The sequence below is a fragment of the Mesorhizobium sp. B2-3-14 genome (assembly GCF_006442175.1).
GTDB lineage: Bacteria > Pseudomonadota > Alphaproteobacteria > Rhizobiales > Rhizobiaceae > Mesorhizobium > Mesorhizobium australicum.
The window spans coordinates 23,646-39,085 of the sequence record NZ_VFVP01000008.1; the positions used below are offsets into that span (position 1 = coordinate 23,646).

The window sequence follows — 15,440 nt, forward strand, 5'->3', positions numbered from 1 at the left end:
TTCGGGATCATGCCCTGGCCGGCGCCTGCCGGGCACGCCAGACATGCCAGCCGATCCAGGCCAGCGACAGCGCCCAGCCGGTCTCGTCGGTCAGCGGCACCGCCGCCACCAGCAGCACGCCGGCGGCGAAGGCGACCAGCCGTTCCCACCAGGCCATGCGCGTGGCAAGGAAGCCGACGGCGGCGGCGCCCCACAGCACGATGCCCATGCAGGCCTTGAGAACGATGTAGGCGACCTCGACGGGATAACCGAACTGGGCGGCGATCGGTCCGGCGTCCTGCAGCATCAGCGCCGGCGTGTAGACCGCCATGAACGGAACGACGAAGCCGGCAATGGCTAGTTTTGTCGCCTGGATACCGATCTTGAGGCCACTCTCCTTGGCCATGGGTGCGGCGGCAAAGGCGGCCAGCGCCACCGGCGGCGTCAGGTCGGCCATGATGCCGAAATAGAAGACGAACATGTGGCTGACCACCAGCGGCACGCCGAGCGATAGCAGCGCCGGCCCGGCCAGCGACGAGGTGATGATGTAGTTGGGGATGGTCGGGATGCCCATGCCGAGCACCAGGCAGGTCAGCATGGTCAGCACCAGCGACAGGAACAGATTGTTCTCGCCGATCGAGATGATCCAGCCGATGAAGGTCGAGGCGATGCCGGTCAGCGTCAGGGTGCCAATGACGATGCCGACGATGGCGCAGGCAATGCCGACCGGCAGCGCGTTCTTGGCGCCTTCGGCAAGCGAATCGATGCAGATCCGCAGCGTCTCGCGGCCACCCCTGAAGGCAAGGCAGGCAATGACGAGTGCGGCGATGACAAGGCTGAGGATGTTGACGCCGAATTTCATGAAGGAGGCGGCGGCAAGCCCCAGCGCCAGCCAGAAGACGACGCGGAAGGCGAGCGGCCCGATCAGCGCCGCCAGCGGCGTGCCGAGGATCAGCACGATGGTCAGCGCCAGGCCCATCGTACCGGCGAAGACCGGCGTGTAGCCGGCGAACAGCAGATAGATCAGCGCCGCCAGCGGCAGCACCAGCGGCCAGTGCTGTCGCACGGCGTCCCAGGGGTTGGGCAGGTCCGCCTTGGCCATGCCGCTCAGGCCGGCCTTGCCTGCCTCCAGATGCACCTGCCAGAAACAGGCGCCGAAATAGAGCAGCGCCGGGATGATGGCCGCCTTGACCACGTCGGCATAGGGGATGTTCAGCGTCTCGGCCATGATGAAGGCGACCGCGCCCATCACCGGCGGCATGATCTGGCCGCCCATCGATGAGGTCGCCTCGACGGCGCCGGCAAAGGCCGAGCGGAAGCCGAAGCGCTTCATCAAGGGAATCGTGAACTGGCCGCTGGCCACCACATTGGCGACGCCGGAACCGGAAATGGTGCCCATCAGCGCCGAGGACAGCACGCAGACCTGCGCCGGGCCGCCGCGCCAGGTGCCGACCAGGCCGAGCGCGAAATCGTTGAACAGCGCGATCATTCCGGCGCGTTCGAGGAAGGCGGCAAAGACGACGAAGATGAAAATATAGGCGGCCGAGACATAGATCGGCGTGCCGTAAATGCCTTCGGTGCCGTAGGCGAAGGTGTCGACCAGCTGGGCGAAGTCATAGCCGCGATGGATGAAGGGCGGCGGCAGATGATTGCCGACGAAGCAATAGGCGAGAAAGATGAAGGCGATGGCCGCCAGCGGCAGCCCCATCAGCCGGCGCGCCGCCTCGAAGACCAGCACCACCAGCACCGCGCCGACGATCAGGTCCGGCGTGGTGAGGAAGCCGGAGCGCCGGATGAGGTCGGTATAGAACACCCAATTGTACAGGCCGGTGCCGAAGCCGAGCACGCCCAGCGTCCAGAACGCGGCCTTGGCCGGCAGGCTGGTGGCGCGCAGATTGGCGATCAGGCCGAAGCCGAGCAGCAGCAGGAAACCGACATGCATGGCCCGCACCACTTGGCTCGGCAGGCTGCCATAGGCGGCGATGTAGATCTGGAAGGCGGAAAAAGCGACCGCGATGGCGAAGGCCGCCTTGCCGGCGATGCCGTCGCCGAAACCCGGCGGCAGTCCTTCTACCTGCTCTTCGGCGACGGGGAGATGGAAGGTGGAGGATTTGCCGTCGACTGCTTCGCTCATCCGACGCACTCCAAAATGAGCGAATGATAGTGCGAGGCGCGTCGCGAAGACATCTCAGATAGTCCTCGCCTACTTCAGCAGCCCCTTCTCCTTGTAATACCGCTCCGCGCCCGGATGCAGCGGCACCGGCATGCCGTCGAGGGCCTTGGCCGGGTCGATCGCCTTGGCGGCGGCGTGCGCGGCGGCAAGCTGGTCGAGATGCTCGAACATCTGCTTGGTCATCTGGTAGGCGGTCTCATCCGAGACATCGGCCCGGGTGATGAGGAAATTGCCGACGGCGGCTGTCGCGACATCCTCTGCCTGGCCCTCATAGGTGCCCTTGGGAATGACCACCGACAGATAGGGCGAGCCGATCCTGGCGACGTCTTCGGCCGGCACCGCAACGACATTGATCGGCAGCGAGGTGGCGAGATCGCGGATCGAGGCGACGCCCAGCCCGGCCGATTGCAGCGTGGCGTCGAGCTGGCGGTTCTTGATCAGCTCGACCGATTCGGCGAAGGGCAGATATTCGACGCGGCCGAGGTCCTCGTATTTCAGCCCGGCGGCGGCGAAGATGGCCCGCGCGTTGAGCTCGGTGCCCGATGCCGGCGCGCCGACCGACAGGCTCTTGCCCTTGAGGTCGGCGAGCGTCTTGATGCCGGATTCCTGGCTGGCGACGATCTGGATGTAATTGGGATAGATGGCGGCGATGCCGCGCAGCTTGTCCAGCTTGCCGGGGAAGCCGGCCTCGGCATTGCCCTCGGCGGCCATCTTGACGGAATCGCCAAGCGCGAACGCGATCTCGCCCTTGCCCTGCTGCAGGAGGTTGAGGTTCTCGACCGAGGCCTTGGTCGCCTGCACCTGGGTGCGGGCGCCCTCGATGCCCTTGCCGTAGATTTCCGACAGTGCCACGCCGAGCGGATAATAGACGCCCGAAGTGCCGCCGGTCAGCACATTGATGAATTCCTGCGCGGTGGCGGACACCGCACCAAGGCCAAGGGAAAGCGCCATCGCGCCGGCAGCAATAAACGTCTTTCTGAAATTCAACATCCGGTTTCCTCCCTGAAATATTGGCCGCATCGCCTCCCTGACGCGAACCGGGCGAGTTTAGACAGCGGAGGGGAAATGCCAACCCGCAATTCCGCTCGTTAGACGAATGGTTGAGAGTGTCGCCAAACATATGCCCGCTTGCACAAGGCGCGGCCGGAGCCGAAAGTTTTTCCAGCGCCTGTCGAAATCGGCCAAGGTCGCGCGACATACGTTCGGCCCGCAACGAAGCGGCCTTCGAAACCACGGGAGAAGACCCATGCGATACATGCTTATGATTTACGCCGACGAAGCCGCGATGGCGAACGTGCCGACCGAGGCGACCTATCAGATGAGCGCCGCCTATGACGCCTACACGGAAGCGCTGAAGAAGTCCGGCACCTGGCTGGCCGGCGACAGGCTGCGCCCGAGCCAGGCGACCACCCTGGTCCGGATGACTGACGGCAAGACCAGCGTGCTCGACGGCCCCTATGCCGACACCAAGGAGCAGCTTGCCGGCTTCTACATGATCGAGGCCGAGGACGCCGACGCCGCGATCGCCTGGGCGGCGCGCTGTCCGGCGGCCAGCACCGGGACTGTCGAGGTGCGGCCGATCTGGGAAATGGCCGACTATCTGCCCAGGAAATGACGGCGTGATGGACACACGCCCCGAAATCGCCCGGGTGGCCGCCGAGACGGCCGCCCGGCAGAGCTACGGCAAGCTGGTCGCCTGGCTGGCGGCGCGCACGCGCGACGTGGCTGCCGCGGAGGATGCTCTGGCCGACGCCTTTGCGGCGGCGCTTGAACGCTGGCCGCGCTCCGGCGTGCCGGAAAAGCCGGAAGCCTGGTTGCTCGCCGTGGCAAGGCGGCGGCGTGTCGATGCGGTGCGGCGGCGGCTGACCGGCGAAGCCGGCCGCGACCATCTCAAGCTGATTGCCGAGGAGGCGGAGGCGCGCATGACCGATGAGGACCTGCCCGACGAACGATTGCGGCTGATGTTCGCCTGCGCCCATCCGGCGATCGAACCCGGCGTGCGGGCGCCGCTGATCCTGCAGACCATCCTCGGCTTCGATGCCGCGACGATCGCTTCCGCTTTCCTGCTCTCGCCGTCAACGATGGGGCAGCGCCTGGTGCGCGCCAAGAGCCGCATCCGCGAGACCGGCATTCCGTTCCGCGTACCGGAGCGAGCCGAACTCGGCGAAAGGCTGGACGCGGTGCTGGAGGCAATCTACGCCGCTTTCGCCGAGGGCTGGTCCGACCCGGCCGGTACCGAGACGCGGCGCCGGAACCTCGCCACCGAAGGCATCTGGCTCGGCCGGCTGGTGGCCTCGCTGCTGCCGCAAGAGCCGGAAGCGCTGGGCCTGCTGTCGCTGATGCTGTTCGCCGAAGCGCGCCGCGCCGCGCGTCGCGACACGGCCGGAGAGTATGTGCCGCTCGCCGAGCAGGACCATGCACTGTGGGATCACGCCCTGGTTGACGAGGCCGAAGCGCTGCTCCGCCGTGCCGCCGCCATGGGCACGATCGGCCGCTATCAGCTCGAGGCGGCGGTCCAGTCGGCGCATGTGGCGCGACGACTGAGCGGCCGCACCGACTGGGCGGCGATCCGCGCGCTCTACGAAGCGCTGTTCTCGATCGCGGGATCACCGGTCGTGGCGATCAACCGCGCGGTGGCGATCGCAGAGACCGAGGGCGCGGTGGCGGGGTTGGCGGCTCTTTACGTGCTGGGAGACGACAAGCGGCTCAATGACTACCAGCCCTACTGGGCCGCGCGGGCCGGCCTGCTGGCCAGGCTCGGCCAGGCACCGCAGGCGCTCGAGGCCTATGATCGGGCGATCGGCTTAGAGCGCGATCCGGCGGTGCGCCGCTTCCTGCAGGCAAGACGCGCCGCTCTCATCCAATGAGCTCCCGGGCGCGGGCGGCTTTTCGGACCACCTCGTTCAGGCCGGCCACATCTCGTGCGACGTGTTGAGCGTCTTCATGAGCGGATGCTCGCGCAACCGCGCCCACAGGCGTTCGATACCGGGCCAGGCCGCCCGCGCCATGTCGATGTCGGGATGCCAAGCTACCAGCATGACGAGATAGATGTCGGCCAGCGACATCTGATCGCCGGCGAGCCAGTCGCGGTTGCGCAAGGCTGCATCGACGACGGCAAAACCGCGGTCCATCTCGGCGACCGCCGCCTGTTTCACCGCCTTCGACCCCTCGGCATCCGTCGTGTAGCGATGGGCGTAGTAGAGCCGCAGCACCGCCGGGTAAAGCACCGAGGACATGAACGCCATCCAGCGCAGGAACTCCGCGCGGGCGGGCGCGCCGACCGCCGGCGCCAGGCCGGCTTGCGGGTGGCGCTCGGCGAGCAGGATGCAGATCGCCGCCGATTCGGTGATAGAGCGTCCGTCCGGCAAGGTCAGCACCGGCACCTGGTTCAACGGGCTGATGGCGAGGAAGGCCGGATCGGGCGCCTCGCTTTTCGGCACGTCGATCTGCTGGAAAGGCGCATCGATCAGCGCCAGCGCCGCCTCGACGACAAAGCCGCCGCTGCCCGGACGCGTGTAGAGCTTGTACATGAAATCCTCCCCCGGCCCGTCTTCTCGCGGGCCGGTGGTGATATGAACCGGAAGCAGGGGTCGGCTCAAGCGGCGCGGCGGCGCCAAGGGGAGTTTTTCTGCGGGCCAGGCTCAGGACGCAAAACAAGCCACGCTGGCCCGCCGACGCATGTTATTCCTGGGGTATCGAAGCCCTAAGCCCCCAGCCCCTCGAACAGGATCGTCGACAGATACCGCTCGGCGAAGTCGGGGATGACCACGACCAGGGTCTTGCCCTTGTTCTCGGGCCGCGAGCCGACGACGATGGCCGCCTGCAGGGCCGCGCCCGACGAGATGCCGACCGGCACGCCTTCGAGGCGGGCGATGAGGCGCGCATTGGCGACCGAATCCTCGTTCGAGACCTTGACGATCTCGTCATAGACCGTGGTGTCGAGGATTTTTGGCGCGAAGCCGGCGCCGATGCCCTGGATCTTGTGCGGGCCGGGCTGGCCGCCCGACAGCACCGGCGAAGCATCCGGCTCGACGGCGACGACATGCAGCGCGGGCTTGCGCTTCTTCAGGACCTGGCCGACGCCGGTGATGGTGCCGCCAGTGCCGATGCCGGCGATGAAGATGTCGATCCCGCCCTGGGTGTCGTTCCAGATTTCCTCCGCCGTCGTCTTGCGATGGATCTCTGGATTGGCCGGGTTTTCGAACTGCTGCGGAATGATGGCGTTGGGGATCGTCGCGGCCAGTTCGTCGGCCTTGGCGATGGCGCCCTTCATGCCTTTCGGGCCTTCGGTCAGCACCAGTTCGGCGCCGAGCAGCGCCAGCATCTTGCGGCGCTCGACCGACATTGTCTCCGGCATGGTCAGGATCAGCTTGTAGCCCTTGGCGGCGGCGGCGAAGGCGAGCGCGATGCCGGTGTTGCCGGATGTCGGTTCGATCAGCGTGGTCTTGCCGGGGGCAATCTTGCCGGCCGCTTCCAGCGCCTCGATCATCGCTACGCCGATACGGTCCTTGACCGAGGCGATCGGATTGAAGAATTCGAGCTTGGCGACCAGATTGGCGACGATGCCCTTCTCCTTGGCGAACTTGTCGAGCCGTACCAGGGGCGTGTCGCCGATCGTGTCGGTGATGGAATCGTAGATGCGGCCGCGGCCGGGCACGCGGGCTGAAGTGACGGGCTTGTTCATTGGTTTCGCTCCCTGGATTTCAGGCAATTGGCAGTAGCCGACAGAATAGGGCTTTCAACCGCGCAAGATAGGCTGCGGCTGGAAAATATCCGAGTGGGGCGCGTGCTGAAAACGCCTGGCCCTCGGAAAAGCATTTCCCGAAACAGCCGGGGCAGGGAATGGTTTGGCCGAAACGACCTACTGACGAGCGGCGATCGCCGCCGCCGCGCCAACCATGAAGGCGCCGGCGGTGCGGTTCAGCACCTTCAGCGCGCGCGGCGACTTCAGGAACCAGCGCGCCTTGGCCGCCAGCGCCAGGTAAGGAACCAGCACGACGAACAGGACGACGACCGTCAGCGCGACGAGAATGCCGTAATCGGCAAGCGTGATCGTCTTCAGGTCGACGATGGTCGGCGTGATGGCGAGGTAGAAGATCATCGTCTTGGGGTTGCCGAGCGTCACGGTGAGGCCGGCGACGAAGCTCGACAGCAAGCCGCCCTTTCCCTTCCTGGCTTCGACGGTTTCAGGTGTGATGCCGGCGGTCCAGAAGCGCCAGCCGAGGAAAGCCAGGTAGGCGACGCCGGCCCATTTGATGGCCAGGAAAACCATGCCGAACTCCTGCGCGACGAAGGCGAGGCCCAGCACCACGGCGGTCAGGTAGGTGAGATCGCCCAGCATGAGTCCGAAGGACATGGCCAGCGACGAGCGAAAGCCCGAGCCCAGCGCACGCGCGACCAGCGCGGTAATGCCGGGGCCAGGAATGGCGGCGGCGATACCGAGTGCGGCACTATAGGCGAGGAATCCGGTGAGGGTCATGGCGCTGGCGTCCAAGGGCAGTCGCGCCCTTGTCGCACGAGGCGGCCTCGGGGAGAACGCCCTGAGCGCGGGATTCGCTTGCACCAGACGGCAATGGCCCGGTTCGCAAGCAAGGGTCAGGAGCGGTCGCCACTATAAGTCACGCGCCAGATCGTGCCGTTGCCGTCCTCGGAGACGATCAAGGATCCGTCGCCGGCCACCGCAACACCGACCGGGCGGCCCCACACCTCGCCATTGGAAACGACGAAGCCGGTCATGAAATCCTCGTATTCGCCGGTTGGCTTGCCGTCCTTGAACAGAAGCCGGACCACCTTGTAGCCGGTCCTGTTGCCGCGGTTCCACGAACCGTGCAGGGCAACGAAGGCGTCGCCTCGATAGTCCTGGGGAAAGCCGGTGTCGGCGGGCAAATCCTTGCCATCGTAGAAGGCGATATTGAGCGGCGCCGAATGCGCCTGCATCAGCACGTCGGGACTGTCAGCCTTGCCGGCGAGATCGGACCGCTCGCCCCTGTGGCGCGGGTCCTCATTGTCGCCGATATAATACCAGGGCCAGCCATAGAAGGCGCCTTCCCTGACCGATGTCGCGTATTCGGCGGGCACATTGTCGCCGAGCCCGTCGCGCTCGTTAACGACACACCATAGCGCGCCGGTCGCCGGCTGGACGGTCATGCCCGAACAGTTGCGCAAGCCGGTGGCGACTGTGTGGCCGTTCTTGCCGTCGGGATCGAAGGCCCGGACCTCGGCCCGGCCCGCCTCGGAACCCCAACTGGCGCCGAGCGGCTCAGCCTTGACCCAGGCGTCGAGCCCGCCCCTGGGCCTCTCGCCCATGTTCTCGGCGACATTCGAGCCGGAGCCGACGGAAAGATAAAGTGTCTTGCCGTCGGGCGAGAAGGCGATGTCGCGGGTCCAGTGGTGGGTCGAAGGAATGTCGGCGACGATGGTTTGCGGCTCGCCCGAGGCCTTCAGGTCGCCATTGCCGTAGGCAAATCGCACGATGCTGTCGCTGTTGGCGACGTAGACCCATTGCGGGTCCTTGCCCGGGGGATAGAAGGCAATGCCATAGGGCCGGTTGAGACCGCCGGCAAAGATGCTTTTCTCCGCGGCTTTCGCGCTGCCCTTTGCCAGGCGATAGACCCGAACCTGGCTGGCCTTGCTGTCGGCAACGAACAGGTTGCCGTTGGGTGCGATGCGCACGACGCGCGGATTGTCGATCCCCGAGGCGATCAACTCGGCCGAAAACCCCGGCGGCAAATGCGGCTTTGCGTCCGCCGGCATGTCGATCACGCCGGCGCTGTTGGAGGCGGATTTGGTGACATAGGGTTTCGGCAGGTCTTCCGGCTTGATCAGCCGGCGCACGCCGGGCCTGTCCGCCCGCCAGTCGCCGAAGGCGGCCGGGCCTTTGAGCACAGGCTGATCGGCTTGCTGGGCGAGCGCCGCGGTCGTGACAAACAGTGCGGACAGCGCCAGTCCGGCCAATCGCATCACTTCCTCCAATCCGTCATGAAGGAAAGCAACGATCGGTTTGCCCGTGGGTTCCGTTCGCACGATGCGCAAAACTTCTCGGATCAGGTCCCGGCAGCGTAAAAATCGTCGTCCAGGCGTTTTTCCAATTCAACGAGATCGGCCGGCAATGGCAGGCCCATGGCGCGCATCTCGCGCAGTTTTTCGCGCAGCTGTTCCTGAATTTCGTGCTGGTCCTCCGGCTGGTTGACCATCTCCTCGAGCAGCAGACTGATCTGGGCCTTGAACGATTCCAGCGCCATTCTTTTTCTCCTTTGCAGCCTGTCTGGATTTACGGTCCCGCCAGGAAAGTCGTTCGCGGTCGAATTCCGGCATGGAAACCAAAGCAATAATTCCTCGGACTCCTTACCTCAGCATGCGGGAAATCAGCTGTGCCGTATAATCCACCATCGGCACGATGCGGGCATAGTTCAGCCTTGTCGGGCCGATGACGCCGAGCGCGCCGACGACGCGGGCGTCCTTGTCGCGATAGGGCGCCACCACCAGCGACGAGCCCGACAGCGAGAACAGCTTGTTTTCCGAGCCGATGAAGATGCGCACGCCAGATCCCTGCTCGGCGAGGTCGAGCAATTGGATCAGCCCGTCCTGCGTCTCCATGTCCTCGAACAGGTGGCGCAAGAGTTCGATGTCGGCCTGGGCGGTGACGTTTTCCAGCAGATTGGCGCGGCCGCGCACGATGAGCCGGGCAGGCAGGCCGCTTTCGGCGCCCGCCCACACCGCAAGCCCCTTCTCGACGAGGTCCTGCGACAGCGTGTCGAGGGCGGCTCTCGTCTCTTCCTTGATGCGGGCGATCTCGGTGCGCGCCTCGGCCAGCGTGCGGCCACGAATATGCGCGTTGAGGAAATTCGAGGCCTCGTGCAGTTGCGAGACGGTGATGCCGGCGGGCAACTCGACGACACGGTTTTCGACATCGCCATTCTGCGACACCAGCACCGCAAGCGCCTTGGTCGGCTCCAGCTGGATGAATTCGATGTGCTTCAGCGCCACCTCGTTCTTGGCCGCGAGCACCAGGCCGGCGCCGCGTGACATGCCTGACAGCATCTGGCTGGCCTCGGTCAGCATATGCTCCAGCGTCGCGCCGGAGCCGGAGGCCCGCACCTGCGCCTCGATGGTACGACGCTCCTCGTCGGAGAGGTCGCCAAGCTCCATGAAGGCATCGACGAAGAAACGCAGGCCAGCCTGGGTTGGCAGGCGCCCGGCCGAGATGTGCGGCGCGTAGATCAGCCCGAGATGCTCGAGGTCGCTCATCACGTTGCGGATGGTGGCGGGCGACAGCGAGGACGGCAGGATGCGCGACAGGCTGCGCGAGCCCACGGGTTCGCCGTCCCGCAGATAGGAATCGACGATGCGCCGGAAGATGTCGCGCGAGCGCATGTCGAGCGACTGAAGAGCCAGCGACTGCGAGGCGGGATCGACTGCCTTGGTCATTCGGCTAAAAACCTCCGGTTCAAGGATATAGACTTCGGTGGGCCGCGCGCAACCCGGTGTCTGTGTCGGGTCACCGCCCCTTTTCCTTTGCGCCGTGCCCTGCATGCGTCTAAAAGCCGGCCACGATTCAAAAAAATGACAAGAAAGCAGGCCGAATGCGCCCCTCCAAACGCCAATTCGACGAAATGCGCGCCATATCCTTCGAGCGCGGCGTCTCCAAGCATGCCGAAGGCTCGTGCCTGGTGAAGTTCGGCGACACGCATGTCCTGTGCACCGCCAGCCTCGAGGAAAAGGTGCCTGGCTGGATGCGCAATTCCGGCAAGGGCTGGGTGACGGCCGAATATGGCATGCTGCCGCGCTCGACAGGCGAGCGCATGCGCCGCGAGGCCTCCGCCGGCAAGCAGGGCGGCCGCACGCTGGAGATTCAGCGGCTGATCGGCCGTTCGCTGCGCGCCGTGGTCGACCTGCAGGCGCTGGGCGAACAGCAGATCACCGTCGACTGCGACGTCATCCAGGCCGATGGCGGCACCCGCACCGCTTCGATCACCGGCGGCTGGGTGGCGCTGTATGACTGCCTGCGCTGGATGGAAGCGCGGCAGATGGCCAGTGTTTCGAAAGTGCTGAAGGATCATGTCGCGGCGATTTCCTGCGGCATCCATGACGGCCAGCCGGTCATCGATCTCGATTATATCGAGGATTCCTCGGCCGGCACCGACGCCAATTTCGTCATGACCGGCAAGGGCGGCATCGTCGAGATCCAGGGCACCGCCGAGGGCGAGCCCTTCTCCGAAGAGCAGTTCGCGGCCTTGATGGGCCTGGCCAAGAAGGGCATTTCCCGGTTGGTCAGCCTGCAGCAGATGGCGGTGGCCTGAGTTTTCGATGCCGAGCCTGGGCGCCCCCCTCTGCCCTGCCGGGCATCTCCCCCGCAAGGGGGGAGATCGGATGTTGTCGAGAGCTTCGCCAATAATCAGCATAGAATACCATGAGCTGGCGCTCACGCTGCCGATCTCCCCCCTTGCGGGGGAGATGGCCGGCAGGCCAGAGGGGGGTGCCTCGTGACTCCCTCTGCCATTCTTGAATCCGCCCTCTATGTCACCGACCTCGCTGAAGCAGAGGTCTTCTACACCGATATCCTCGGCCTCACCCTGCTTGGCAAGGTAGAAGGCCGCCACCTTTTCTTCCGCTGTGGCCCGGGCGTGCTGCTGATCTTCAACGCCGAGGCGACCAAGATTCCGCCGGCGTCCGATGCGCGGCTGAAGGTGCCGCCGCACGGCACGGTCGGCGAAGGCCATCTGTGCTTTGCCGCAAACGCCGCTGAAATCGACGGCTGGAAAGCCCATCTCTTGGCGAAGAAAATCGCCGTCGAAAGCGAATTCGAATGGCCGCAAGGCGGCCGTTCGATCTATATACGCGACCCTTCGGGCAATTCGATCGAGTTCGCCGAGCCGAGAATCTGGGGCCTTTGATGCATTCGCCAAACCTCCATACGCTTGATGGCAAGAAGATCGTCGTCGCCAGCCACAATGAAGGCAAGCTGCGCGAATTCGCCGAGCTGATGGGACCGTTCGGCTTCGAGGCGAAATCAGCCAAGGCGTATGGCCTGCCCGAACCGGACGAAACCGGCACCACCTTCGAGGAAAACGCCTACATCAAGGCCTTTGCCGCCGCAAAGGCGACCGGCCTGCCGGCACTGTCGGACGATTCCGGCCTCTGCGTCGACGCGCTCGACGGCGCGCCCGGCGTCTATACCGCGAACTGGGCCGAGACTCCGGACGGTTCGCGCGATTTCGCCATGGCCATGCAGCGCACCGAAGTGGCGATGCAGGAAGTCGGCGCGGCCACGCCCGAACGGCGCACGGGCCGCTTTGTCGCCGTCATCTGCCTCGCCTTTCCCGACGGCGAGGCCGAATATTATCGCGGCGAGGCCGAGGGCACGCTGGTCTGGCCGCCGCGCGGCGAGCTCGGCTTCGGCTACGATCCGGTGTTTTTGCCCAATGGCTTCGACAAGACCTTCGGCGAGATGAGCGCGGAGGAAAAGCACGGCTGGAAACCCGGCCAGGCGACGGCGCTGTCGCACCGCGCCCGCGCCTTCCAGAAATTCGCCCAAGCCCGGCTTGGTTCGGTGAGGCCTGGCTCGGCATGATCGGACCCGGCACCACCATGGCGCTCGACCGCGGTCCCGGCTTCGGCGTCTACGTGCATTGGCCGTTCTGCGCCGCCAAGTGCCCGTATTGCGACTTCAACAGCCATGTCCGCCACCAGCCGGTCGACCAGGAGCGCTTCGCCGCCGCCTTCGAGGCCGAGTTGGCAACGATGCGCCAGCGCACCGGGCCACGCGAAGTGACCAGCATCTTCCTCGGCGGCGGCACGCCGTCGCTGATGAAGCCGGAAACCGTGGCCAGGGTTCTGGACGCCGTGGCCAGGAATTGGACAGTGCCTGACGGCATCGAGGTGACGCTCGAGGCCAACCCGTCCTCGGTCGAGGCGGAGCGGTTTCGCGGTTACCGCGCCGCCGGTGTCAACCGCGTCTCGCTCGGCGTGCAGGCGCTGAACGACAAGGATTTGCGCTTTCTCGGCCGGCTGCACAATGTAAGCGAAGCCTTGCACGCCATCGGGCTCGCGCGCGAAATCTTTCCGCGCCTGTCCTTCGACCTGATCTATGCGCGGCCTGGGCAGACGCCGGAGGATTGGCAGGCGGAACTCGAACAGGCGATCGGCCATGCCGCCGACCACCTGTCGCTCTACCAGCTGACCATCGAGGAAGGCACGCCCTTCCATGCGCTGCACGCGGCGAAGAAATTCGTCGTTCCCGACAACGACCACGCCGCCGATCTCTATGCACTGACGCAGGAAATCACGTCGGCGCACGGCCTGCCGGCCTACGAGATCTCCAACCACGCCAGGCCGGGGGCCGAGAGCCGGCACAATCTGACCTATTGGCGCTACGGCGAATATGTCGGCGTCGGCCCCGGCGCGCATGGCCGCTTCGTCGAGAACGGCCATCGTGTGGTGACCATCGCCGAACGGATGCCGGAAACCTGGGCCAATCTGGTCGAGGCCAAGGGCCATGGCATCACCGGCGGCGAGCTGCTGACGCGCTCCGAAGAGGCGGACGAGTTTCTTTTGATGGGGCTGAGGCTCGCCGAAGGCATCGACCTCTCGCGCTACGAGGCCTTCTCCGGGCGCGAGCTGTCGAGCGCTCGGCTGTCGGTGCTGCAGGGCGAGGGGCTGGTGGCGCCGATCGGCAACGCCCGCCTGCGTGCCACGCCGGCCGGCATGATCGTGCTCGACGCCGTGGTGGCGGACTTGGCGCGCTAAACCTTGAAAAACGTCCTCTTCGTCTGCAGCCAGAACCGCTTGCGCAGCCCGACCGCCGAACAGGTGTTTTCCACGCGGCGCGACATCGAAGTCGCCTCGGCTGGCACCAATCATGACGCCAACACACCGCTGACCCACGAACTCGTCGGCTGGGCGGACATTATCTTTGTCATGGAGAAAACCCACCGGACGAAACTGCAGAAGCAGTTCAAGGCCAGCCTGAAGGCGGCCAAGGTGATCTGCCTCGATATCCCCGACGATTATGAATTCATGGACCCGGAGCTGATCGCGCTTCTAAAGGCGCGCGTGTCCCGGTACCTGGACTGAGCGCTTGCGTTCGCCATTTCGCCTTCGGCCGAACACCGTTGACCCCGAAGCCCATCTGCCCGAATTGTAGCCCCCGATCCTCCCGGCTCCGGACGCCATGGCCATGCGCGAACCACCCAAACCCACCGACGCCCCGCTCACCTTCGCGGTTCTGGTGTTCCCCGGCTTTCCGATGATGGCGTTCAGTTCCGTCATCGAGCCGCTGCGCGCCGCCAACATACTTGCGAAGCGGGAATGCTACCGCTGGATCATCGTCGGGGCGACGGAAGGGACGGTCGAGGCCTCGAACGGCGTCGTCATCCAGCCAGGCTTTTACGCCGAGGCAGCGCCCAAGGTCGACCGCATCGTGGTCTGCTCGGGCGGCGACGCCGACCATCTCGTCGCCGAGGGCGCGGCAAGCTGGATCCGCCGCAGCCTGCGCGCCGGCGCTCATATCGGCGCGGTCGCGGACGCGGCGTTCTTCCTCGCACGCGCTGGCCTGCTCGACGGCCATGCCTGCACCTTGCACTGGACCAGCCAGGCCGCCTTCACCGAGGCGTTCCCCAACATCGAGCTGCGCCGCGATCTCTACGTCATCGACCGCAAGCGTTTTACCTCGGCCGGCGGGGTCGGCAGCCTCGACATGATGCTGGAGATCATCACCCGCGACTACGGCGCCGAGCTTGCCGCGGGCGTCGCCGAGTGGTTCGTGCACAGCCAATTGCGCTCGAGCGTCGACCGCAAGCTGATGCCGCTCAGGCTGCGCACCGGCGTGCAGAACGAGCTGGTGCTGTCGGCCATCGCCATCATGGAAGACGCGGTGGAGGAGCGGCTCGGCATGGCCGAGCTGACGGCGAAGCTCGGCGTTTCCTCCGACAAGCTCGAACGCTCGTTCCGCTCCGAACTCGCCATCTCGCCCAATGGCTATTATCGACGGCTCAGGCTGAAACGCGCCGCCGACCTGCTGGCGCATTCGACGCTTGCCGTGCGCGATGTGGCGCTGGCCTGCGGCTTTGCCTCGATGTCGAGCTTTGCGCGGGCCTTTAGGGAGGAGCATGGGCATGCGCCGAAGCTGGCGAGACGGCATTAGTCTTTCAGCGCGCGCAATCGCGGATGCTGCCTCGCCAGCATCTTTCATAAGCCAGCGGCATTCCGCACAGCCCACGCGGTTTTCGGCACAATTCCCCTGCTTCTCCTGCGCCATGGTCAAACCTTGCAACCACCCAAGGCCAGACAC

The 15,440-nt window shown here is 65.6% G+C and carries 16 protein-coding genes; 8 read left to right on the forward strand and 8 right to left on the reverse strand.

Translation table 11 applies throughout. The annotated features are described in order from the left end of the window. Positions 1–7: 7 nt before the first annotated feature. A complete protein-coding gene (locus tag FJ950_RS20195) occupies positions 8–2,113 on the reverse strand; it encodes a TRAP transporter permease (RefSeq protein ID WP_140618131.1) in 2,106 nt (701 codons plus the stop codon). A 69-nt stretch (positions 2,114–2,182) separates the two neighbouring features. Then, the gene (locus tag FJ950_RS20200) at positions 2,183–3,142 is read right to left on the reverse strand and encodes a TAXI family TRAP transporter solute-binding subunit (protein WP_140618133.1); all 960 of its coding nucleotides are present in this window, start codon (positions 3,140–3,142) and stop codon (positions 2,183–2,185) included. Positions 3,143–3,398: 256 nt separating this feature from the next. On the opposite strand from FJ950_RS20200, the gene FJ950_RS20205 reads away from it, so the two are divergent. Both FJ950_RS20205 and FJ950_RS20210 read left to right on the forward strand, forming a co-directional pair. Beyond that, complete coding sequence (locus FJ950_RS20205) at positions 3,399–3,767, forward strand: YciI family protein (RefSeq protein ID WP_015314786.1); 369 nt, start codon at positions 3,399–3,401, stop codon at positions 3,765–3,767. Positions 3,768–3,774: 7 nt separating this feature from the next. Then, positions 3,775–5,019, forward strand: a complete 1,245-nt coding sequence (locus FJ950_RS20210; protein WP_140618418.1) for an RNA polymerase sigma factor — start codon at positions 3,775–3,777, stop codon at positions 5,017–5,019. Between the two features lie 36 nt (positions 5,020–5,055). Here FJ950_RS20210 and FJ950_RS20215 read toward each other — a convergent pair whose 3' ends face one another. The 6 genes from FJ950_RS20215 to hrcA form a co-directional block, all read right to left on the reverse strand. Then, positions 5,056–5,682, reverse strand: a complete 627-nt coding sequence (locus FJ950_RS20215) for a glutathione S-transferase family protein (RefSeq protein WP_140618135.1) — start codon at positions 5,680–5,682, stop codon at positions 5,056–5,058. Between the two features lie 173 nt (positions 5,683–5,855). Beyond that, a complete protein-coding gene (cysK, locus tag FJ950_RS20220) occupies positions 5,856–6,836 on the reverse strand; it encodes a cysteine synthase A (protein WP_140618137.1) in 981 nt (326 codons plus the stop codon). A 177-nt stretch (positions 6,837–7,013) separates the two neighbouring features. After that, a complete protein-coding gene (locus FJ950_RS20225) occupies positions 7,014–7,631 on the reverse strand; it encodes a LysE family translocator (RefSeq protein WP_140618139.1) in 618 nt (205 codons plus the stop codon). Between the two features lie 116 nt (positions 7,632–7,747). Then, the gene (locus tag FJ950_RS20230) at positions 7,748–9,112 is read right to left on the reverse strand and encodes a sorbosone dehydrogenase family protein (RefSeq protein ID WP_181171353.1); all 1,365 of its coding nucleotides are present in this window, start codon (positions 9,110–9,112) and stop codon (positions 7,748–7,750) included. A gap of 83 nt (positions 9,113–9,195) precedes the next feature. After that, complete coding sequence (locus FJ950_RS20235) at positions 9,196–9,393, reverse strand: hypothetical protein (RefSeq protein WP_015314792.1); 198 nt, start codon at positions 9,391–9,393, stop codon at positions 9,196–9,198. 103 nt (positions 9,394–9,496) lie between these two features. Next, a complete protein-coding gene (hrcA, locus tag FJ950_RS20240) occupies positions 9,497–10,579 on the reverse strand; it encodes a heat-inducible transcriptional repressor HrcA (RefSeq protein WP_015314793.1) in 1,083 nt (360 codons plus the stop codon). Between the two features lie 155 nt (positions 10,580–10,734). Between hrcA and rph the strand changes: the two genes are divergently transcribed. The 6 genes from rph to FJ950_RS20275 all read left to right on the forward strand — a co-directional run bounded on the left by rph (position 10,735) and on the right by FJ950_RS20275 (position 15,293). Then, entirely contained in the window at positions 10,735–11,451 is a 717-nt protein-coding gene (gene rph, locus FJ950_RS20245; RefSeq protein ID WP_015314794.1) for a ribonuclease PH, read from the forward strand. Between the two features lie 183 nt (positions 11,452–11,634). After that, positions 11,635–12,045 carry a VOC family protein gene (locus FJ950_RS20255; protein ID WP_140618142.1) on the forward strand — a complete coding sequence of 137 codons (411 nt, stop codon included), beginning with the start codon at positions 11,635–11,637 and terminating at the stop codon, positions 12,043–12,045. Further along, positions 12,045–12,722: an RdgB/HAM1 family non-canonical purine NTP pyrophosphatase gene (gene rdgB, locus FJ950_RS20260; RefSeq protein WP_015314796.1), complete on the forward strand. Its 678-nt coding sequence runs from the start codon at positions 12,045–12,047 to the stop codon at positions 12,720–12,722. The genes FJ950_RS20255 and rdgB overlap by 1 nt, the downstream gene beginning before the upstream one ends. Beyond that, positions 12,719–13,897 (forward strand): radical SAM family heme chaperone HemW, encoded by a 1,179-nt coding sequence (gene hemW / locus FJ950_RS20265; protein ID WP_140618144.1) that lies wholly within the window; start codon positions 12,719–12,721, stop codon positions 13,895–13,897. Before rdgB ends, hemW begins: the two co-directional genes overlap by 4 nt. Before the next feature lie 3 nt (positions 13,898–13,900). Beyond that, positions 13,901–14,224 (forward strand): low molecular weight protein tyrosine phosphatase family protein, encoded by a 324-nt coding sequence (locus FJ950_RS20270; protein ID WP_140618145.1) that lies wholly within the window; start codon positions 13,901–13,903, stop codon positions 14,222–14,224. Positions 14,225–14,321: 97 nt separating this feature from the next. After that, the gene (locus tag FJ950_RS20275) at positions 14,322–15,293 is read left to right on the forward strand and encodes a GlxA family transcriptional regulator (protein WP_140618147.1); all 972 of its coding nucleotides are present in this window, start codon (positions 14,322–14,324) and stop codon (positions 15,291–15,293) included. Positions 15,294–15,440: the final 147 nt, after the last annotated feature.